This is a genomic window from uncultured Sphingomonas sp. (assembly GCF_946477935.1).
Classification (GTDB): domain Bacteria; phylum Pseudomonadota; class Alphaproteobacteria; order Sphingomonadales; family Sphingomonadaceae; genus Sphingomonas.
This window is the reverse complement of record NZ_CAMLAC010000023.1, coordinates 1-17,822: the sequence shown is the minus strand read 5'-3', so window position 1 is coordinate 17,822 and position 17,822 is coordinate 1. Positions and strand designations below refer to the sequence as shown.

21 protein-coding genes and 1 tRNA gene are annotated in these 17,822 nt (G+C 66.7%); 13 read left to right on the top strand and 9 right to left on the bottom strand.

Going from position 1 to position 17,822, the window contains the following annotated elements; genetic code table 11:
• Positions 1 to 50 precede the first annotated feature (50 nt).
• Together Q0U08_RS04460 and Q0U08_RS04455 are read left to right on the top strand one after the other, a co-directional pair.
• Positions 51 to 1,259, top strand: coding sequence for a TIGR04063 family PEP-CTERM/XrtA system glycosyltransferase (locus Q0U08_RS04460; RefSeq protein ID WP_298090004.1), 1,209 nt, complete (start codon positions 51 to 53; stop codon positions 1,257 to 1,259).
• Positions 1,259 to 2,008: a hypothetical protein gene (locus tag Q0U08_RS04455; RefSeq protein WP_298089993.1), complete on the top strand. Its 750-nt coding sequence runs from the start codon at positions 1,259 to 1,261 to the stop codon at positions 2,006 to 2,008. The genes Q0U08_RS04460 and Q0U08_RS04455 overlap by 1 nt, the downstream gene beginning before the upstream one ends.
• 167 nt (positions 2,009 to 2,175) lie before the next feature.
• Here the strand turns inward: Q0U08_RS04455 and Q0U08_RS04450 are convergent, their stop codons facing one another.
• Entirely contained in the window at positions 2,176 to 2,709 is a 534-nt protein-coding gene (locus tag Q0U08_RS04450; protein ID WP_298089992.1) for a superoxide dismutase family protein, read from the bottom strand.
• A 4-nt stretch (positions 2,710 to 2,713) separates the two neighbouring features.
• The gene (thpR, locus tag Q0U08_RS04445; RefSeq protein ID WP_298089991.1) at positions 2,714 to 3,313 is read right to left on the bottom strand and encodes an RNA 2',3'-cyclic phosphodiesterase; all 600 of its coding nucleotides are present in this window, start codon (positions 3,311 to 3,313) and stop codon (positions 2,714 to 2,716) included.
• 174 nt (positions 3,314 to 3,487) lie between these two features.
• Between thpR and Q0U08_RS04440 the strand changes: the two genes are divergently transcribed.
• The 4 genes from Q0U08_RS04440 (at position 3,488) to Q0U08_RS04425 (ending at position 6,174) form a co-directional block, all read left to right on the top strand.
• Complete coding sequence (locus Q0U08_RS04440; RefSeq protein WP_298089990.1) at positions 3,488 to 4,237, top strand: Bax inhibitor-1/YccA family protein; 750 nt, start codon at positions 3,488 to 3,490, stop codon at positions 4,235 to 4,237.
• Positions 4,238 to 4,310: 73 nt separating this feature from the next.
• Entirely contained in the window at positions 4,311 to 5,090 is a 780-nt protein-coding gene (locus tag Q0U08_RS04435; RefSeq protein WP_298089989.1) for a transglutaminase family protein, read from the top strand.
• A 74-nt stretch (positions 5,091 to 5,164) separates the two neighbouring features.
• Entirely contained in the window at positions 5,165 to 5,425 is a 261-nt protein-coding gene (locus Q0U08_RS04430) for a hypothetical protein (protein ID WP_298089988.1), read from the top strand.
• Between the two features lie 194 nt (positions 5,426 to 5,619).
• A complete protein-coding gene (locus tag Q0U08_RS04425) occupies positions 5,620 to 6,174 on the top strand; it encodes a hypothetical protein (protein WP_298090003.1) in 555 nt (184 codons plus the stop codon).
• A 6-nt stretch (positions 6,175 to 6,180) separates the two neighbouring features.
• On the opposite strand, the gene Q0U08_RS04420 is transcribed toward Q0U08_RS04425, so the two are convergent.
• The 4 genes from Q0U08_RS04420 to Q0U08_RS04405 all read right to left on the bottom strand — a co-directional run bounded on the left by Q0U08_RS04420 (position 6,181) and on the right by Q0U08_RS04405 (position 8,464).
• On the bottom strand, positions 6,181 to 6,843 hold the full coding sequence (locus tag Q0U08_RS04420; protein ID WP_298089987.1) for an HAD-IA family hydrolase: 663 nt from the start codon (positions 6,841 to 6,843) through the stop codon (positions 6,181 to 6,183).
• 14 nt (positions 6,844 to 6,857) lie between these two features.
• Positions 6,858 to 7,589 carry an extensin family protein gene (locus Q0U08_RS04415; RefSeq protein WP_298089986.1) on the bottom strand — a complete coding sequence of 244 codons (732 nt, stop codon included), beginning with the start codon at positions 7,587 to 7,589 and terminating at the stop codon, positions 6,858 to 6,860.
• Positions 7,589 to 8,305 (bottom strand): NUDIX domain-containing protein, encoded by a 717-nt coding sequence (locus tag Q0U08_RS04410; RefSeq protein ID WP_298089985.1) that lies wholly within the window; start codon positions 8,303 to 8,305, stop codon positions 7,589 to 7,591. The genes Q0U08_RS04415 and Q0U08_RS04410 overlap by 1 nt, the downstream gene beginning before the upstream one ends.
• Positions 8,306 to 8,388: 83 nt before the next feature.
• Positions 8,389 to 8,464: transfer RNA gene (locus Q0U08_RS04405), tRNA-Ala, on the bottom strand.
• Positions 8,465 to 8,724: 260 nt separating this feature from the next.
• Between Q0U08_RS04405 and Q0U08_RS04400 the strand changes: the two genes are divergently transcribed.
• Positions 8,725 to 9,918, top strand: a complete 1,194-nt coding sequence (locus Q0U08_RS04400) for a DUF2171 domain-containing protein (protein ID WP_298089984.1) — start codon at positions 8,725 to 8,727, stop codon at positions 9,916 to 9,918.
• 131 nt (positions 9,919 to 10,049) lie between these two features.
• A complete protein-coding gene (locus Q0U08_RS04395) occupies positions 10,050 to 11,039 on the top strand; it encodes an NADP-dependent oxidoreductase (protein WP_298089983.1) in 990 nt (329 codons plus the stop codon).
• A 338-nt stretch (positions 11,040 to 11,377) separates the two neighbouring features.
• Here the strand turns inward: Q0U08_RS04395 and Q0U08_RS04390 are convergent, their stop codons facing one another.
• Positions 11,378 to 12,277 carry a neutral zinc metallopeptidase gene (locus Q0U08_RS04390; RefSeq protein WP_298089982.1) on the bottom strand — a complete coding sequence of 300 codons (900 nt, stop codon included), beginning with the start codon at positions 12,275 to 12,277 and terminating at the stop codon, positions 11,378 to 11,380.
• Between the two features lie 128 nt (positions 12,278 to 12,405).
• Here Q0U08_RS04390 and Q0U08_RS04385 point away from each other — a divergent pair, with 128 nt between their 5' ends.
• A complete protein-coding gene (locus tag Q0U08_RS04385) occupies positions 12,406 to 13,191 on the top strand; it encodes a 3-hydroxybutyrate dehydrogenase (protein ID WP_298089980.1) in 786 nt (261 codons plus the stop codon).
• On the top strand, positions 13,188 to 13,778 hold the full coding sequence (locus Q0U08_RS04380) for a DUF4893 domain-containing protein (RefSeq protein ID WP_298089979.1): 591 nt from the start codon (positions 13,188 to 13,190) through the stop codon (positions 13,776 to 13,778). The genes Q0U08_RS04385 and Q0U08_RS04380 overlap by 4 nt, the downstream gene beginning before the upstream one ends.
• On the opposite strand, the gene Q0U08_RS04375 is transcribed toward Q0U08_RS04380, so the two are convergent.
• Both Q0U08_RS04375 and Q0U08_RS04370 read right to left on the bottom strand, forming a co-directional pair.
• Positions 13,733 to 14,350 (bottom strand): hypothetical protein, encoded by a 618-nt coding sequence (locus Q0U08_RS04375; RefSeq protein ID WP_298089977.1) that lies wholly within the window; start codon positions 14,348 to 14,350, stop codon positions 13,733 to 13,735. The genes Q0U08_RS04380 and Q0U08_RS04375 overlap by 46 nt on opposite strands.
• Positions 14,351 to 14,356: 6 nt before the next feature.
• A complete protein-coding gene (locus Q0U08_RS04370) occupies positions 14,357 to 15,316 on the bottom strand; it encodes a cation diffusion facilitator family transporter (protein WP_298089976.1) in 960 nt (319 codons plus the stop codon).
• Between the two features lie 124 nt (positions 15,317 to 15,440).
• On the opposite strand from Q0U08_RS04370, the gene Q0U08_RS04365 reads away from it, so the two are divergent.
• The 3 genes from Q0U08_RS04365 to Q0U08_RS04355 form a co-directional block, all read left to right on the top strand.
• Positions 15,441 to 16,844, top strand: coding sequence for a nitronate monooxygenase (locus tag Q0U08_RS04365; RefSeq protein ID WP_298089974.1), 1,404 nt, complete (start codon positions 15,441 to 15,443; stop codon positions 16,842 to 16,844).
• Between the two features lie 74 nt (positions 16,845 to 16,918).
• On the top strand, positions 16,919 to 17,377 hold the full coding sequence (locus tag Q0U08_RS04360) for a hypothetical protein (RefSeq protein ID WP_298089972.1): 459 nt from the start codon (positions 16,919 to 16,921) through the stop codon (positions 17,375 to 17,377).
• A 92-nt stretch (positions 17,378 to 17,469) separates the two neighbouring features.
• Positions 17,470 to 17,822 (top strand): DUF4893 domain-containing protein (locus Q0U08_RS04355; RefSeq protein WP_298089970.1); only part of this gene is annotated, 353 nt, incomplete at its 3' end.

The following is a 17,822-nucleotide window of genomic DNA, read 5'->3' as shown; positions in this document are numbered from 1 at the left end:
GCGGTGCGGGATTGACGCGGCGTTAAGGCAGGGACGTTCACAAGGCCATGATGCGTATCCTGCACATATTGGACCATGGCCTGCCGCTGCAAAGCGGATACACCTTTCGCACCCGGGCCATATTGAAGGCGCAGGAGGCGCGCGGGTGGCAGGTCGCGGCGGTGACCGGCCCGCGGCAGGGTGATACCCCGCAGGCGGTGGAAACGGTGGACGGCCTGACCTTTTATCGCAGCGCAGGGCCGGTGCCGGCAGGATGGCACGGCGAGATCGGCGGCGTGGCACGCTATGCCAGCCGGATCGAGGCAGCGGTGGACGCGTTCCGGCCCGACATCCTGCACGCCCATTCCCCGGTGCTGGACGCGCTGGCCGCGCTGATCGTCGCGCGGCGGCGCAACTTGCCGCTGGTCTATGAGATTCGCGCCTTCTGGGAGGATGCGGCGGTGGGCAACGGCACGGGCCGTGAAGGCTCGGCACGCTACCGCGCCACGCGCGCGCTGGAGACATGGGCGTGCCGCCGTGTCGATGCGGTGGCGGTGATCTGCGAAGGGCTGAAGACCGATCTGATCGCGCGGGGGATCGATCCGGCCAAGCTGACCGTCTCGCCCAATGGCGTCGATCTCGGCCTGTTCGGCACGCCGGTGGCGCGGGACGAAGCGCTGGTGTCCGCGCTGGGGCTGGAGGGCGCCGAGGTGATCGGCTTCATCGGCAGCTTCTACGATTATGAAGGGCTGGACGACCTGATCGCGGCGATGCCGCGGCTGGTGGCGGCGCGGCCCTCCGCCCGGTTGCTGATGGTCGGCGGCGGCCCGATGGAGGCGGCGTTGCGCGCCCAGGCGGCGGCATCGCCGGTGGCCGGGGCGATCCGCTTCGTCGGGCGCGTGCCGCATGATGAGGTCGAGCGCTATTACAGCCTGGTCGACATCCTGGCCTATCCGCGCAAGCGGATGCGGCTGACCGATCTGGTCACCCCGTTGAAGCCGCTGGAGGCGATGGCGCAGCGGCGGCTGGTCGCGGCATCCGACGTCGGCGGACATCGCGAGTTGATTCGCGATGGCGAGACGGGCACGCTGTTCCCGCCCGACGATCCGGCGGCGCTGGCCGATGCGCTGGCGGCACTGCTGGCGTCGCGCGGGCAATGGGACGAACGACGGAACAAGGGGCGCAAGTTCGTGGAAGACGAGCGTAACTGGTCGTCAAATATTGCGCGCTATGCCCCTGTCTATCAGCGGCTGATCGACGCCGCGCCGATGGATCACTGATGGCTGCCACCGCCCCCACCCGATATCTGCCGATCGCCGGCGGCCTGGTCGCCGGTCTGGCGGTCGTGGCGCTGGTCTTCTCGTCACCGGCCGAGGCGCTGGAAAGCTGGGTGCGCCAGGCCGGGATCGCGGCGCTGGTACCGGCGGCGAACCCGCCGCTGGGATCGACCGCACGGCTGTTGCTGGCGTTGGTGGGCGGCGGGTGCGTGGCGGCGATCGTCTGGTCCGCCCTGTTCCTGCTATGGGGGACAGGCGGGTTGCTGGCGCCGCGCGCGCGACGCAGCGACGAGGATCTGCCCGAGATCCGCCGGGCCGATGCCCATCCCGATGCGCCGCCGCGCCGCCCGCTCAACGCGGCCGAGCTGGAGGTGCCCATCGTGCCCCCGCCGCCGCCGGAGGAACGGACGCTGCCCGAGGATCTGGATCAGCCGCTTGCCGCGTTCGACCCGTCCGCGATCCTGGCGGTACCGCGCGAGCCGGTCCGGCCGCTGGCGCCGGCGGGTTCGGTGGCATCGACCATCCGGATCGATCCGCCGGCCGATGTCGCGACCTTCCCGTCGGCCGAGGAGATCGAGCGGATCGAGACGTTTGCGGTGACCCCCATTCGCCGTGTCGCGGAAGATACCGCTCCACCGATGCCGATCGCGGCCGAACAGCGCATCGACGAGGAGGCAGAGCCGCCGAGCCTGGATTCGCTGCTCGACCGGCTGGAGCGGGGCACGCTGCGCCGTGGGCGGTCGATCAATTAGACCGTGATGACCTAAGGGTAAATCGTCCCCCCGTTCTTCTCGATACGCGGTCTCGGTACGCTCCCGCGAAGCTGATCTATCGCGTACTCGACACGAACGGGTGACGGTGATGGGACGGCGCCCTGGAGCGCGCCACCTCCCCGATCACGGGGAGGCAGCGCGTCGGATCAGGCGGGCTGGAACACGCCGCACGCGATGCGGCCGCCGCTGTTGCCGGCGGGATCGGTCTTCAGATCGTCCGCGGTGGCGTGGACGACCATCGCGGCACCATCGGCGTCGAGGAGGGAAGCCAGCGTGGCGCCGGGAACGGTGAGCGCGATCGTCCCGCGGCCGTCCGCACCGACGATCATGTTGGGCAGATCGCCCTGATGCGGCCCTTGCGGGTTCATCGTGCCATGCTTTCGCCCGGTGGGATTCCAATGGCCCCCGGCGGTGGTGAAGTCGGGCGCGTCGCAGCGGCCGGTGGTGTGAACATGGGTGCCATGCGTGCCGGCGGGCAGGTTCGCCGCATCGAGCGTGATGCGGATGCCGTCCGCCACTTCGGTCGCGGTGGCGCGGCCGGCGTCCGCCCCGGCGGCGGTGCGCAATATCGCGGTGGCCGAGCGGCCCTCCGGCAAGGGGGCTCCGGTCTTCAGGTCATCGTTGCAGGCGGTGAGCGCCAGCAGCAGCGTGGCGGTGGTTGCGATCGTCAGCGTCTTCATGTCGTCACTCCCTGATATCGTTTGTCGATGACCCGTCGTGCGAACCGATTGTATTCGTTCCCGGTTCCAGCGGCCAGCGCGCGACGGGCTCGTAATGGGCGGCGGTGGCGGTGAGATGGCTCTGGTAGAGGATGAGGTGGGGGAGAGGAAATGGGGCGCTGGACAGGGCGAAATGCCGGGCCTGCCACCCGGCGATCTCGGGGGCGGTGCCGGCGGAGCGGGACAAGCGCGCCAGCGTGATGTGCGGGCGATAGGCGCGGCGTTCGGGGGGCAGGCCGGCCCGCACGCAGGCGTGATCGACCTTGCGATGAAGATGGGTGAGCGCATCGACCGGGTGCAATCCCGCCCAGAGCGTGTCGACGCGGCCGCGCTGGTCGAATGCGCCGACGCCGGCCAGCGATACCACCGGCACGGGGGCATGGACCTGCGCCAGCGACGCGGCGATATCCTCCGCCACCGGCCGCTCCACCTCGCCGATGAAGCGCAGGGTGCAGTGAAGCTGCTCATCCTCCTGCCAGCGGGCATGGGGTACGCCGTCCATCACGTCCATCAATTGGTCGCGAATGGCGAGAGGGGGGCGCAGGGCGACAAAGAGACGCAGCATGGCCGAACAGTAGGCGCGATCGGGACCGCCGTCGATCCGGGCCTTCGATCCGGGTGCGGCTGTTACAAAATATGTCTGGGGGGTGCGGCGGAACCGGGCGGCTTGAAAAGAGTCGTCAGCAGAGCGATATTTCGATCAACCGGCATCTTGCCGGGCAAAGGAGCGAATTTCACCATGGCTAACTGGTCTGATCCACGGCCGAGCGCCGCGCCGTTCGGAACCACCGCCAACAAGACGGGCTCAACCGCGGTCGACGCGGGTCTGCGCTCGTACATGCTGTCCGTTTACAACTACATGGCGTCCGGTGTGCTGCTGACGGGTATCGTCGCGCTGCTGTTCGCGTGGGGCGGTGCGTCGAGCCCGGCCGCGCAGGTGTTCATGGGCGGCGGGCTGCTGAAATACGTCATCATGTTCGCGCCGCTGGGCTTCGTGCTCGCGCTGAGCTTCGGGCAGATGCGGATGAAGACCTCGACAATGCAGATGCTGTTCTGGGCGTTCGCGATCGTGATGGGTCTGTCGCTGTCGACGATCTTCCTGGTCTACAGCCCACTGGCGATCGCGCAGGCGTTCTTCGCCACCGCGGCCGGTTTCGCGGCGCTCAGCCTGTACGGCTATACCACGAAGCGTGACCTGTCGGTGTTCGGCACCTTTCTGATCATCGGTGTCGTCGGCCTGCTGGTTGCAAGCATCATCAACATGTTCCTGCAGTCGGGCCCGATGGGTCTGGTGATCAGCGCGGTCGGCGTGCTGCTGTTCGCAGGGCTGACCGCTTATGACACGCAGCGGACCAAGGAGATGTACTATCAGGTCCGCGGCACCGACATGCAGGGCCGGGTGGTCATCATGTCGGCGCTGAGCCTGTATCTGGACTTCATCAACATGTTCCTGTTCATCCTGCGCCTATTCGGTGGCAATCGCGACTGACGCGAAGGATAACGGAGCGATCAGGGCCCGTCGGGACGACCCCGGCGGGCCCTTTCTTTTTGGGGGTAGGGCGATGCGGCTGTCGATCGAAGCACGGCTCGACTATGGTTTTGCCGAGCCCGCGGACGTGCTGTTGCAGGTGGAGGCCGCGGCGATGGCCGATCAGCGGATCGAGCAGGAGTCGCTCGTCCTATGGTCCGATACGCCCATCACCGCCGTGCCGGGCGAGGACGGCATCGGGCAGCGGTGCTGGGCGCGGGGCGAGGGGCGGCTGGTCGCCGAATATCGCGCCGTGGTGCAGGTGGAGCGACCGGCGGTGGTGCTGGCGGATTATCCCGAGACCCCGGTCCGCGCGCTTCCCGGCGCCCTGGTCGCCTATCTGATGCCGAGCCGATATTGTCCGTCCGACCGGTTCGAGGGCTTTGTCCGTGCCGAATTTGCAGGCCTGTCCGGCGGGGCGCTGGCACAGGCACTGGCCGACTGGGTGCGCGCGGCGCTGCATTACCGGCCGGGGACGAGCAGCGGGGTGACGACGGCACTGGACACGTTCGCGATGCGATCGGGCGTGTGCCGGGATTATGCGCATCTGCTGGTGGCGCTGGCCCGGGCGGCGTCGATCCCGGCGCGCTGCGTCTCGGCCTATGCTCCCGGTGTCGACCCGCCCGATTTCCATGCGGTGGCCGAGCTGTGGCTGGACGGCGCATGGCGGCTGGTCGATGCGACGGGCATGGCATCGTGCCAGGATATCGCCCGCGTCGCCGTCGGCCGCGATGCCACGGATATCGCCTTCATGACGATCTGGGGCGAGGCGGTGATGTACGGCCAGTCGGTTGCCGTGCGCGAACTGCGCTGATCCGTATCAGGAGGAACGGCGATTGGGCTTGATCGTTCTCCGTGCGACACAAGTATTCACATGGAGAGTGCGCCATGAGCAGCGACGACATCGAACCCACCAATGGCAGCAACAACGAAGGTCGCAACGAACGGCAGGATGCCGGGCGCGACCGCTCGATCGGCAAGCGACTGGCACGCGATCCCGAAAGCCGGGATGCCCGACTGGACGCCGGACTGGACGAGTCGATGGATGCCAGCGATCCGCCCTCCTCGACCCAGCCGGTGCACAATCATGGGCCGGCGCCCTCGTCAGGCTATGACGCAGACGCGGAGCGCCGCCTGAAGGACGGCTGACATATCGGTTGTTGCCCTTTAGCATCATTGCAGATGTACGAGATTGCGGCGGCCTCGGTTCGTCGCAATCTTTGTTGCGGCGCAGCGCGTTCCGTGATCCTTTCATGACAGGCCGGTGATGGCCGTTCAGGATCATGTTAACCGTCCTGGTGCATCATCATCCGGTCGATGATCGAGCGGGCGGGGTGATGCACATGGGATCGAGAATGAGACCGGCGGAAGGCGCGATGACGCTGGCCGAGATGAAGGAATTCGCCGGCTTCGGCGCGGCGACCCAGCGATATATCCGCCGCTCGCTCGATATCGGGCTGGACCGCGAGGACGCGATGCTGCGCTGGTCGCGCGACGTGGTGGAGGCGGCAAGCATCCGGGCGCAGGCGCGGCTGTACAATGCGCTGCCCGAACTTCGCCGCGGCCTTCCGGGGGATAGTGGACTGGAGGCGGCCGAGCCGTTCCTGGCGCCGTTGATCACGCTGGCGGCATTCGATCTGGGACAGGGACGGCTGACCAGCTTTGCGGCGTTCCGCTTCCTGTACGAGCGGCTGATCGGGGCAGAGGTGCGGCCATGGCTGCCCGCGGCCTTTTGCGCGGCGGCCGCGTTGCCGCATCTGAACCCCGAATTGCGGCGCAAGCTGCTCCAGTCCATCAGCGAGGCGGCAGCGACGGCGTCGGGCTGGTCGAACCGACAGCCGGCCTTTTTCCCGCATTGGGTGGAAAAGGTGGATTCGGGTACATCGCTGGCGAACTGAGGGTATTCAGGCCCAGTGGCCGCGCTCCAACATCAGTCGGCCACCGGCGTCCTGGATGATGGATAGTCCGCGATAATCCGCGATGCTGGGGTGAGGTGTAACCATCGGTGTGGCATGGGTCGCGGTGACCGCGATCACGTCGGCGCCTGCAGCCTCGGCGGCGGCGATGCCGGCGGGCGTATCCTCCCAGACAAGGCAGTCTGCGGGGGCAACGCCGAGACGGTGGGCACCCAGAAGAAAGGCATCCGGGGCGGGCTTGCCGCGTGAGACATCCTCTGCCGTGACGCTGCGGGCGGGGAAGGGCAGGCCGGCGGCGGCGAAACGGGCCTGCGCCAATGCACGCGGTGCGGAGGTGACCAGCGCCCAGCGATCGGGCGGCAGTGTCGCCAGCATCGCGGCGGCGCCCGAAATCTCCGCCACGTCGGCGACATCGGCGATTTCATCCAGGGTCAGCGCCTCAGCCTCCGCCACCGGATCGACGCCGGGAAGGGCGAGGCGGCGGATCGTGTCGACAGCGCGAACGCCGTGCATGATCGAGAGGACGTGTTCGACCGACAGGCCATGGCGCTGTGCCCAGCGGGTCCAGGCGCGGATGGCGGAGGGAATGCTGTTCAGCAGGGTGCCGTCCATGTCGAACAGGAAGGCGGCGTAGGAACGCGAGGGGGGCATAAGGGAGCTTTCAGTCAGCGACACGCCCGCCAGCCGGCGGTGCCGCGATCGGCCTGGTCGAGATGGAGATGGTCGGCATGGGCGGCGTTATAGTCGGGTGACAGCGTCGTGGCGAACAATCGACAGGCACCGTCGCGAACCTGCCGGAGAAACGCGGCATCCGCGTCCTCGCCGGCCCAGTCGCGCGCCACGGTGATGCGGCGTCCGTCGGAGAGGCGGAAACCGGCGATATCGACCGCATCGGCGGTGGCGTGTTCGCTCCATGTGCCGCTGTCCCGCCCGGAAATGCGTCGGCAGTTGTAGCTGCCGAAATGGTCGATCGCGGTGACGCGGCTGCTGAAATGCTGCTGTGCGGCGGGCTGGACCACGGTCCATTCCCAGACCGAGAGCGCCGCCGCGACCGGGCAGGCGATGCCCAGCCCGGCGGGGCGATAGCCGATGCGCTGTGCGCCCTCCCCGGTCAGACGGACGGCATCGTCATAGCCGCACTGCGCGCTGTCCCGCCGCGGTGGCAGGACGGTGTAGCGGATGCCGGCCTTGTCGAGCAGGCGGCGGCATTGCGGAAAATCATCTCCGAGCGCGGTCAGCTTGCGCCCGGTGAACAGACCGACCGGCGCGCCAAGATCGAGCGGCGTCCAGGGCAGATCCTGCGGCCGGCCGCGCAATATACCCCAGGCGACGAAGAGCAGCGCGATGACGATGGCGCCAATGACCAGTGTGGCGATCGTCCGGCGCAGCGCGCGCATCAACCGCGCGCCGCCGCGGCGAGAGGTTCCGCCGTGACCGGGTAGCCGCAATCCTGCGGAATGCAGAGCCAGGGGCCGTCGGGGCGGTGATCGACAAAGGGCGTGATCGTGCGGACGGGATACCGTGCAGCGTCAACGGCGGCGTCCGCGAAATTGCCGAACCGGGCGAGGCGCTCCAGCGTGCGACGGGTGGGATAGATGAGGGTGGCCCGGCCGGCGTCGGCGTCGTCGAGTGCGGCCTGTGCCGTCGTCCAGAAAGCGCGCACCGTTTCCGCGCCATCCGGCTCCGGCGGCGGCGCATCGGCAGGCAGGCAAGCGAGGTAGAAGCGGGTATCGAAGATGCGCGCAAGTGCATGGTCCGGTCGCCAGCGGGCGAAGGGGATCAGTGCGGCGAGGTCAAGTGTGGCTGAACCAAGCAGTGCGGCAAGTGTGGGGCGGCCGGACAGGTCGGCGGGAGCGGGGTGCAGCCCCACGGCGATGCCAACCTCTTCAATGGTCTCGCGGATCGCAGCGATGCGTGCGGCAGCTTCGTCGGCGGGGAGACCATGACCGTCGGCAAGCGCCCGATCAGCGGGATCGACGCGACCACCGGGAAACACCAGGGCGCCACCGGCAAAGGCGAGGGTCGCGGCACGTTCGACCATCAGGATTTCAGGCGCCGTGTCGGCACGGTCGCGCATCAGGATGAGGGTGGCGGCCGGGATGGCATCGGACATGGCAGGGGAACGCGCGAAGTGGCGGATTGGGCGCGCAATTCCGTCACAGAGGTTTGACGTCGGGGAAGTCTGAAAAGCGGGGGTGGTGGAGCCGAGGGGAATCGAACCCCTGACCTCTGCAGTGCGATTGCAGCGCTCTCCCATCTGAGCTACGGCCCCGCCCCGGTCCGGCCTTTGAAGGCTGGAGCAGACGCCCTTAGCGAGCCGGATCAGGCGATGCAACAGCACTTTCATGGGCTTTGCATTTTCCCCGATGACGGCGGGATCTGGGTATTGATCCAGATTTAGTCGCTGGGGTGGACCGGCTCGTCCGGGCGATCGGGAACCATCATCCGCCTCGACCCTTGTTCATCCTGGAATATCCGACCGGGCCGTTACAGCACGGCGGATGCCGTAGGACCGAATATCAGGAGGATACCATGCCGTACGACCGCAATTCGCGGACCGGTAACCGGGACGACCGCGATTTCGACTATGGTCGCGACTATGGATCGGGTCGTGATTACACCTATTCCAGCGCGCGCGATTATGACGCTGCCGGGTCGTTCGACGACGACCGTCGAGGCTATGGCGCGCGCGATTATGGGCACCAGCGTTATGCCCAGCGCGATCGCGGCGGATATGGTCAGAGCCAGGATCATCGGAGCCAGGACTATCGAGGTCAGGATTACCGGGGTCAGGACTATCAGGGCAGCCGCTTCGGCGGTGGCGAGCGCGGTTACGGCCGTGGCGGTGAATATGGCGGTTACCGCAACCACGAGCGCTACGGCGTGCGCGACGAAGGCTCGCGCGGTGATGGGCATCGTCGCTTCGCCGGAGAGGATTACGGCCCGGCGCGCAGCGATTATCGCGGCGGCGGATATGGTCAGGACTCGCGCTATCGCAGCCAGCAGGATTATCGTGGCGGCGGTGGTCAATCGCAGGGTTATGGTCGCCAGCCGCAAGGCTATGATTATGAGGAACGCGGCTTCATGGCCCGCGCCGGGGACGAGGTCCGCTCTTGGTTTGGCGACGAGGAAGCCGAGCGTCGGCGTGAAGCGGATTCGCGCTACGACGAGCGCTATTATGCCGAGCGCGACAATGATTATCATAGCTGGCGATCGGGGCAGATTGCCGCGCTCGACCGCGACTATGACGAATATCGCAGCGAGAACCGCTCGAAATTTGAAAACGAATTCGGCACGTGGCGCACGCAGCGCCAAGGACAGCGCGACCTGCTGGGCAAGGTGACCGAGCATATGGACGTGGTCGGCTCCGACGGGACGCATGTCGGCACGGTCGACAAGGTGCGCGGTGATCGCATCCTGCTGACGAAAAACGACAGCGATGCCGGTGGTCGCCATCACTCCATCCCGTCGCGCTGGTTGCAGACCGTGGATACCAAGGTGACGCTGGCAAAGAGCGCGGATGAGGCCAAGAAGCACTGGCGCGACGAGGAAGATGCGCAGGCGCTGTTCGGGGATCGCCCCGATGGTCGACGCAACCAGGCCGGCCAGTCGAACCAGACCGGCCAGTCGAACCAGACGGGGCAGGCCGATCCGACGGGACAATCCGGTCAGACCGGGCAGGGTGGTTCGCACGGGCTGAACAAGAGCTTCTCCGGCACCTATTGATCCGGTGGGCTCACCCGGTGGTGCGCCGCCGGGATGTTCAGGAAAAGGCCCGGGCCGCGCGCCCGGGCCTTTTTGATTTTTGAAGCACACGGCATGATTGCCGCGCACGAACGAGCAGGAGAGACACCGCAATGGCACAGGCATGGACGCTGACGAACCGGCCGAAGGGGCTACCCGAGCCGAGTGACTTCGCGCTGGTCGAGCAACCATCGGCTCGCCTGGAGGAAGGAGAGGTGCGTGTCGCCAATCGCTGGCTCTCGGTCGATCCCTATATGCGGGGGCGGATGAACGACGTGAAGAGTTACGTTCCGCCGTTCGAGCTGGGCCAGCCGATGCAAGGGCATGCCCTGGGCGAAGTGGTGGAAAGCCGGGTCGCTTCGGTGCCGGTCGGCACGATGGTCAGCCACATGGCGGGCTGGCGCGACGAAGCTGTTCTGCCCGGCGATCAGGTTCAGGCGCTGCCGCCGATCGACGTCGCGCCGCAAGCGTTTCTGGGGCAGCTCGGCATGCCGGGAATGACGGGGTATTTCGGCCTGCTGACGGTGGCCGAGGCCCGGCCAGGCGACACGGTGTTCGTCTCCGCCGCCGCCGGCGCGGTGGGTTCGACCGTGGTGCAACTGGCAAAGGCGAAGGGCATGACCGTGATCGGTTCGGCCGGAGGCGCGGAGAAATGCGCATGGGTGCGCGAGATCGGCGCGGATGCGGTGGTCGACTACAAATCCGGCCGGCCGCTCGTCGAGGCACTCGGCGAGGCGGCGCCTAAGGGGATCGATGTGTATTTCGACAATGTCGGTGGCGATCATCTGGATGCGGCGCTGGCCCATGCGCGGCTGCGTGCACGCTTCGCCATTTGTGGAATGATCGAGGTGTATAACGAGGCCAAGCCGACCAGCCTCCGGCATTTGGCGCAGATGATCGGCAAGCGCATAAGAATGCAGGGATTTATCGTCAGCGACTATCTGGATCGCGCGGGTGAGTTCTATGCGGACATGGGTGATCTGGTAAAGAATGGCGCCTTGCAGCGTCAGGAAACCGTGTTTGAAGGGATTGATGCCACTCCCAGAGCATTTTTGTCTCTGTTCTCAGGAGGTAACACGGGGAAAATGTTGATAAAGTTGTGAATGCGATCTGGAAGGATTTTGTAAAACAACTTAGATCCGCCTTTACCTGAAATGCTGTATTCGCCCACCCGGACTGCCTGGGTGGGGGAAATGGACGATTGTTGAGACGGTTGCCGGCGGCATGTTGCTTGCCGGTGCTGGTGCGATTGTTCTTGGGCGCCGTCGCCATCAGCGGGGGCGGCGTCGCAAGGAATGGCACCGCCGGAAGGCCGCCGAGCATCAGGCGCGTTGGACGGAAATGATCGAGACCGCGCGACGAAACGGGCCGGCGGCATGAATGCGGCCGGTCGATCTCGTGATCAAAATCATCGCTGACGCACCACCTGCGCAGGATGTCCTTAGCCGATCGCGGCGTCGAACGTGTTGCATTGTGCCGGGTCGCCGGTTTCAAGGCCACGGCGCAGCCAGCGCATGCGCTGTTCGGAGGTGCCATGGGTGAAGCTGTCGGGAACGACCCGGCCGCTGGCCTCGCGTTGCAGGGTGTCGTCGCCGATCGCGCGGGCGGCGGTCATGCCTTCCTCGATGTCGCCGGGTTCCAGGCGGTTGCGATTGCGGGCGGCCCAGACACCGGCATAGCAATCGGCCTGTAGTTCCAGACGGACGGACAGCGCGTTGCCCTCCGCGCGGCCGGCGCTGGCTTGCGCACGGCTGACCTCGGTCGAGGTGCCGAGCAGATGCTGGATGTGATGGCCGAATTCATGCGCGATCACATAATAGCGCGCGAAGTCGCCCTGCGCGCCGAAGCGGTTGGCCAGTTCGTCAAAGAAGCTGGTGTCGAGATAGATGCCATTGTCCGACGGGCAGTAGAACGGCCCCATGGCGGACTGCGCCGCCCCGCAACCGGATTGCCCGGAGCCGGTGTAGAAACGCAGCATCGGCGCCTCGAAACGCTGGCCCGATTGCGCAAAGATCTGTTCCCAGGTGTTTTGCGCGTTGCTGTACGCCTGACAGGTTTCGCGCCGCGCGGGTGTGGCGTCACAGACCTGGCGAACCTCGGTGCCGGTCGAGGGGCCACGACTGACCGGGGCGCCGACCTGGCCCCCGCCACCGAGCAGGTTGAGCGGGTTCATGCCGAGCACGGCAAGGATGATCAGCACGACCACGATGCCGCCGCAGCCGAAACGGCTGCCGATCAGCGGCAACAGGCCGAACAGCAGGCCGCCGCCACCGCCGCCGAATCCGCCGCCGCCCTGCGCCTCTCCGACATTGATGTCGTTGTCATAATCGTCGAGCCGCATGGGCGCCCTTATTCCCTGACGAAAGTTGCGTTGGCGTGATGAACCCCTGACTGGCCTCGACGGTTGCACGAGGCGATGCGTTCGCGTCATGCTGACGCCGGATCGAGGGAAGTACGAGGGGGATGGGCATGTTCCTGCAGGGCAAGACGGCGATCGTGACCGGATCGACATCGGGGATCGGTTTCGCGATCGCCGAGGCACTGGCCAGAGAAGGCGCCGCGGTTGTGATCAACGGCTTTGGCCAGGCGGAGGCGATCGAGGAGAAGCGCGGCAGGCTGGCGGAGGCGAGCGGGGCAGCGGCGCTGTACGTGCCGGCGGACATGCGCAAGCCCGAGCAGATCGCCGCGATGGTCGAGCAGGCGGTGGCCGAGACGGGATCGTGCGACATCATCGTCAACAATGCCGGCATCCAGCATGTCGCGCCGATCGATACGTTTCCGGTCGACAAGTTCGATGCGATCATCGCGATCAACCTGGCCGCGGCATGGCACATGATGCGCGCCGCCGTGCCGCACATGCGTGCCAAGGGCTGGGGGCGGATCATCTCCACCGCGTCCGCGCACAGCCAGGTCGCCAGCCCCAACAAGTCTGCCTATGTCGCGGCGAAGCACGGGGTGGTGGGGATCACCAAGACGGTGGCGCTGGAGGTGGCGACCGACGGGGTAACGGTCAATTGCATATCGCCGGGCTATGTGTGGACGCCGCTGGTGGAGCAGCAGATCCCGGATACGATGGCGGCGCGCAAGATGAGCCGGGAGCAGGTGATGAGCGACGTGCTGCTGGCCGCGCAGCCGACGAAGCAGTTCGTGACGTGCGAGGAAGTGGCGGCGCTGGCGCTGTTCCTGTGTCGCGAGGAGGCGCGCTCGATCACGGGGGCGAACCTGTCGATGGACGGGGGCTGGACCGCGGCATGAGGGCAGTCCTGGGGGCGGCGCTGCTGATGGTTGCGGGGGGCGCCGTGGCGGCGGATCGGGCAGACTGGCGGCGGGTGGCCACCAAGGCGGACCGGGCACGGTTGCGGCGATGGCACGACGCATGGGTCGAGGCGATGGCGCAGGTACGCGCCAGCGAGCATGTCGGGGCAGCCGTCGCGCTGGGCGCGCTGGCGGATGGCGACCGGGCGCTGGCCGATCCGAACCTGCCCGACGGTGACTATCGCTGCCGCACGATCAAGCTGGGCGCCAAGGGCCTGACGCAGTTGCGCTACGTCGCCTATCCCTTCTTTCGCTGCCGGGTGTCGGAGGGCGGCAGCCGGCTGGTGAAGCTGGACGGGTCGCAGCGGATTGCGGGGCGGTTCTATGCCGACACCGATGCGCGTGCGGTGTTTCTGGGAACGCTGATGCTGGCGGACGAGACGCGGCCGCTGGCCTATGGCCGGGACCGTGCGCGCGACGTGGTCGGCATCGTCGAGCGGGTCGGGCCGGAGCGCTGGCGGATCGCGATGCCCTATCCGGCCTACGAGTCGCTGCTGGACGTGATGGAGATCGTGCCCGCCGGTTGAGCCGGCGCCCCGATCGGCGGCAGCGTGGCGAGGTGATCCTTGCCGTGCCGGCCGATCAGCGTGACGCGGCCGGCATTGGCCGCCGCCACCGCCTTCAGATAGGAACGGGGCTTGCGCATCAGCCTGGGATGATCGAGCCCGGTCAGGCCGAGGCGGCTGGCCGCCTCCTTGACGAAATGGATGCAGTTGCGCGTGCCCAGATCGTAGCGGCTGTCGCCGGTATCCTCGCTCCAGCCTGCGATCAGCGCCAGAATGTCGGCATATTGCGCGTCGGTCATCACCACCGAGAATTGCGCATCGCTGCCGGATACATAGCCAGGGGTCGGGCGATCGAGGCGACCCGCCACCGAGCCGAACAGAAGTGCCGGGCTGACCGAGCGGGCGGTGAAGCCGAAATAGCTGTCGACCGGTGGGCCGCCCGCGTCGGCGACGCCCCGCAGGCTGAAGAAGGTATGCGGGAAGCTGTTGCCGAGCTCATGGCTCCAGAAGGTGATGGTGACCGCTGCCTGCGCCGGCGCCACCGATGCCAGCCAGAGCAGCAGGGGGGCGAGCAGGCGAAGGAGCGGGCGCATGCCCCATCATATCGCAGGCCGGCTTCCAAGCGGAGGGGCATTTTCGCGCTTTTCGGGGCGAATATAGATGGACGAGAGCATTGGTACGGCAGCGCGCAAAGCGTCTTCCAGATGCTCGATCAGGGTTTCCGCCTCACCCATCGGCAGGTCATCGACGAAATCGGCGCTGATCGCGGCAAAGATGCTGTCGGGCGCGGTGTGAACGGTGCGCACGTGATTGACATGGGTGATCCAGGGCTGGGCATCGACCAGCGAACGGATGCGCTCCACGACCACGGGATCGGCGCGTTCGCCGATCAGCAACCCCTTGGCCTCGCGCGCGAGCAGCACTGCGACGGCCGACAGAATCAGGCCGATCAGGACGGAAGCAACGCCGTCGATGCGCGGATCGGCATAGGCATGGCTGGCCCAGACGCCGATGCCGGCAATGACGAGTCCGGCAAGCGCGGCCGAATCCTCGAACAGCACGATGAAACCGGCGGGATCCTTGGACTGATGGATCGCGCGCCACCAGCCGGTATCCCCCTTGGCCTTTGAAAATTCACGCACCGCGATGGTCCATGACGCGCCTTCCAGAGCGAAGGCGAGGGCGAGGACAATGTAGTTGACGGTGGGATCGCGCAGCGGTTCGGGCGTGCGGATGTGGCGGATGCCTTCGTAGATCGAAACACCCGCCCCGATCGCGAAGATCAGGATGGCGACGACGAAGGCCCAGAAATAGAGTTCGCGGCCATAACCAAAGGGGTGGACTGCGTCCGGCGCGCGCCGCGCCTTTTTCTGCCCGTAGAGCAGCAGCACCTGGTTGCCGCTGTCCACTACGGAATGGACGCCCTCCGTCAGCATCGATGACGATCCGGTGATCCCGGCCGCAACGAACTTGGCGATGCCGATACCCAGATTGGCGACCAGAGCGCCGAGCAGGACGATGTTCTTGCGGATGCGCGCGGTTAGACCGGTGTCGGACATGCAGCCCCAAGCGCTTCGTGGCCCCCGGGGGTTCCTGCCTCCATTACAGGTGAGTCGCAATTCGCTCGCACGACGCGACGCAATCGCTATATGGAGGCTTTGCTGTCCCCCATAAGGTGTCGTCGTGTTCAAAGGCCTTAGCCCCATTCTGTATAACGGCCGCGAAGTCTGGCCGATCGTCGAAGGGGGCAAAGGTGTGGCCGCGACGAACCACGCATCGGCCGGCGCCTGGGCGGCGGCGGGCGGCATCGGCACGGTTTCGGCCGTCAATGCCGACAGTTACGATGCCGAGGGCAAGATCATCCCGCAGGTGTACCGCGCGCTGACCCGGCGCGAGCGGCACGAGGAACTGATCGAATACGCGATCGAGGGCGCGGTGCAGCAGGTGAAGCGCGCCTGGGACATTGCCGGCGGCAACGGCGCGATCAACATCAACGTTTTGTGGGAAATGGGCGGCGCGCAGCGCGTGCTGCAGGGCGTTCTGGAGCGGACCAAGGGCCTGGTCGCCGGTGTGACCTGCGGTGCGGGCATGCCGTACAAGCTGTCCGAGATCGCCGCCGAGCATCAGGTCAGCTACCTGCCGATCGTGTCGTCGGGCCGGGCGTTCCGCGCGCTGTGGAAGCGTGCCTATTCCAAGGCGGCCGAGTGGCTGGCGGGCGTGGTGTATGAAGACCCCTGGCTGGCGGGCGGGCATAACGGCCTGTCCAACGCCGAAGATCCGCTCAAGCCGGAAGATCCGTACCCCCGCGTCAAGGCGCTGCGCGACACGATGCGCGAGGGCGGCATTTCGGACGAGGTGCCGATCGTGATGGCCGGCGGCGTCTGGTACCTGCGCGACTGGAACGACTGGATCGACAATCCCGAGCTGGGGCGCATCGCCTTCCAGTTCGGCACCCGCCCGCTGCTCACCCGCGAAAGCCCGATTCCCGAGGAATGGAAGGCGCGGCTGATGACGATCGAGGAGGGCGACGTGCTGCTCCACCGGTTCAGCCCGACCGGATTCTATTCGTCGGCGGTGCGCAATCCTTTCCTGCGCAACCTGGAAGCGCGGTCGGACCGGCAGATCGCCTTTTCGACGCAGGAAGCGGGCGACCATGTCTTCCAGTTGGACGTGGGCGTGAAGGGCAAGAATTTCTGGGTTACGCGCAACGATCTGCTGCGCGCGCGCGAATGGTTCGGGCATGGCTTCACCACCGCGCTGAAGACGCCGGACAACACGCTGGTCTTCGTCACGCCGGAGGAGACCAAGGAGATCCGCAAGGATCAGGCCGACTGCATGGGTTGCCTGTCGCAGTGCCTGTTCTCGAGCTGGGCGGACACCGAGACGAACTCGACCGGACGACTCGCCGACCCGCGCAGCTTCTGCATCCAGAAGACGTTGCAGGAGATCGCGCATGGCGGCGATGTGGAAAGCAACCTGATGTTTGCCGGCCATGCCGCGTATAACTTCAAGCGTGATCCGTTCTATTCCAACGGTTTCGTCCCCTCCGTGAAGCAACTGGTCGATCGCATCCTGACCGGCGACTGATCGGCCGGGCGCCGCTGGGAATCAGGGCCGGAATCGCTTATCCTTCGTTGGAGGATGCGAAGGAGCATGATGCGATGATCGTCGGTCTCGTGATGATGGCGTTGCAGGCTGCGGGTCCGGCGGGCGCGCCGCCGCCCGTGGCACCGGGCATCCGCAAGGTCTATTTCTCGCGCGGGGTGGCCGAACTCCATCCCAATCAGCGCCCGGTGCTGGACGCGATGACGCCCGAAGGCGCCGCGTGGGCCGAGGGCACGACGCTGGTCTGCGTGCCGCTGGAGACGCGGGACGAGAATGGGCGACAGATCGCCTGGGACCGTTTCCGGACCGTGCGCAACGCGCTGCAGACCGGTGGCATCGATCAGGTGGAAATGGCGGTGGCGGGGGAAGGCTGCGCCATGCCGCCCGAAACCGATATGCGCTATGCCGGCTTCGCCGCGGTCGCCATCGAACCCTATGCGCAAGGAACGGCGCGTCGACCGCAACAGCCGCATACCGATATCGCGCCGTTCACGGATCGCCGGTCGCACTGGTGATGCGGACTACCCCGATCGGCGGGGTTGCCCTAACCATTCGTTAACGTCTGTATCGGCATCCGCCGGGATTGGTGGTGCGAGGGGGCGGGAACATGATGCGGTGGATCGGGATCGGCCTGTGCGGGATGCTGGCGGCCTGTGGCGGGCGGCAGGCACCGGTGCGGTCGGAGGTGACGCCGGTCGTCACCTCGCAGGAGGAGCCCGCCTGGCGCAGCACGATCACACCCGGTGATGCCCTGCGGCTGGAGGGATTGCCCGCACGGTGGAAAGCGGCGCAGGCGGCGCTGGAGCGGCGCGGCCGGGCGACGGTGGCCAGCGAAGGCGACCTGCTGCGCAGCGACGCAGCACTGGATCATGCCGCGCTGCCGCCCGGATCGTACAAATGCCGGTTGCTGGTGATGAGCGGGCGGGTGGTGCGGAGTTTTCCGGCCTTTTTCTGCTATGT

Excerpts from the sequence above, each read along its gene's own strand:
- Q0U08_RS04425 (WP_298090003.1), top strand. The coding sequence starts at position 5,620 with ATGGGATCGAGAATGAGACCGGCGGAAGGCGCGATGACGCTGGCCGAG.
- Q0U08_RS04390 (WP_298089982.1), bottom strand. The coding sequence starts at position 12,277 with ATGCGGCTCGACGATTATGACAACGACATCAATGTCGGAGAGGCGCAG.
- Q0U08_RS04430 (WP_298089988.1), top strand. The coding sequence starts at position 5,165 with ATGAGCAGCGACGACATCGAACCCACCAATGGCAGCAACAACGAAGGT.
- Q0U08_RS04385 (WP_298089980.1), top strand. The coding sequence starts at position 12,406 with ATGTTCCTGCAGGGCAAGACGGCGATCGTGACCGGATCGACATCGGGG.
- Q0U08_RS04435 (WP_298089989.1), top strand. The coding sequence starts at position 4,311 with ATGCGGCTGTCGATCGAAGCACGGCTCGACTATGGTTTTGCCGAGCCC.
- Q0U08_RS04460 (WP_298090004.1), top strand. The coding sequence starts at position 51 with ATGCGTATCCTGCACATATTGGACCATGGCCTGCCGCTGCAAAGCGGA.
- thpR (WP_298089991.1), bottom strand. The coding sequence starts at position 3,313 with ATGCTGCGTCTCTTTGTCGCCCTGCGCCCCCCTCTCGCCATTCGCGAC.
- Q0U08_RS04420 (WP_298089987.1), bottom strand. The coding sequence starts at position 6,843 with ATGCCCCCCTCGCGTTCCTACGCCGCCTTCCTGTTCGACATGGACGGC.
- Q0U08_RS04440 (WP_298089990.1), top strand. The coding sequence starts at position 3,488 with ATGGCTAACTGGTCTGATCCACGGCCGAGCGCCGCGCCGTTCGGAACC.
- Q0U08_RS04395 (WP_298089983.1), top strand. The coding sequence starts at position 10,050 with ATGGCACAGGCATGGACGCTGACGAACCGGCCGAAGGGGCTACCCGAG.
- Q0U08_RS04400 (WP_298089984.1), top strand. The coding sequence starts at position 8,725 with ATGCCGTACGACCGCAATTCGCGGACCGGTAACCGGGACGACCGCGAT.
- Q0U08_RS04380 (WP_298089979.1), top strand. The coding sequence starts at position 13,188 with ATGAGGGCAGTCCTGGGGGCGGCGCTGCTGATGGTTGCGGGGGGCGCC.
- Q0U08_RS04375 (WP_298089977.1), bottom strand. The coding sequence starts at position 14,350 with ATGCGCCCGCTCCTTCGCCTGCTCGCCCCCCTGCTGCTCTGGCTGGCA.
- Q0U08_RS04455 (WP_298089993.1), top strand. The coding sequence starts at position 1,259 with ATGGCTGCCACCGCCCCCACCCGATATCTGCCGATCGCCGGCGGCCTG.
- Q0U08_RS04410 (WP_298089985.1), bottom strand. The coding sequence starts at position 8,305 with ATGTCCGATGCCATCCCGGCCGCCACCCTCATCCTGATGCGCGACCGT.
- Q0U08_RS04415 (WP_298089986.1), bottom strand. The coding sequence starts at position 7,589 with ATGCGCGCGCTGCGCCGGACGATCGCCACACTGGTCATTGGCGCCATC.
- Q0U08_RS04450 (WP_298089992.1), bottom strand. The coding sequence starts at position 2,709 with ATGAAGACGCTGACGATCGCAACCACCGCCACGCTGCTGCTGGCGCTC.
- Q0U08_RS04360 (WP_298089972.1), top strand. The coding sequence starts at position 16,919 with ATGATCGTCGGTCTCGTGATGATGGCGTTGCAGGCTGCGGGTCCGGCG.
- Q0U08_RS04370 (WP_298089976.1), bottom strand. The coding sequence starts at position 15,316 with ATGTCCGACACCGGTCTAACCGCGCGCATCCGCAAGAACATCGTCCTG.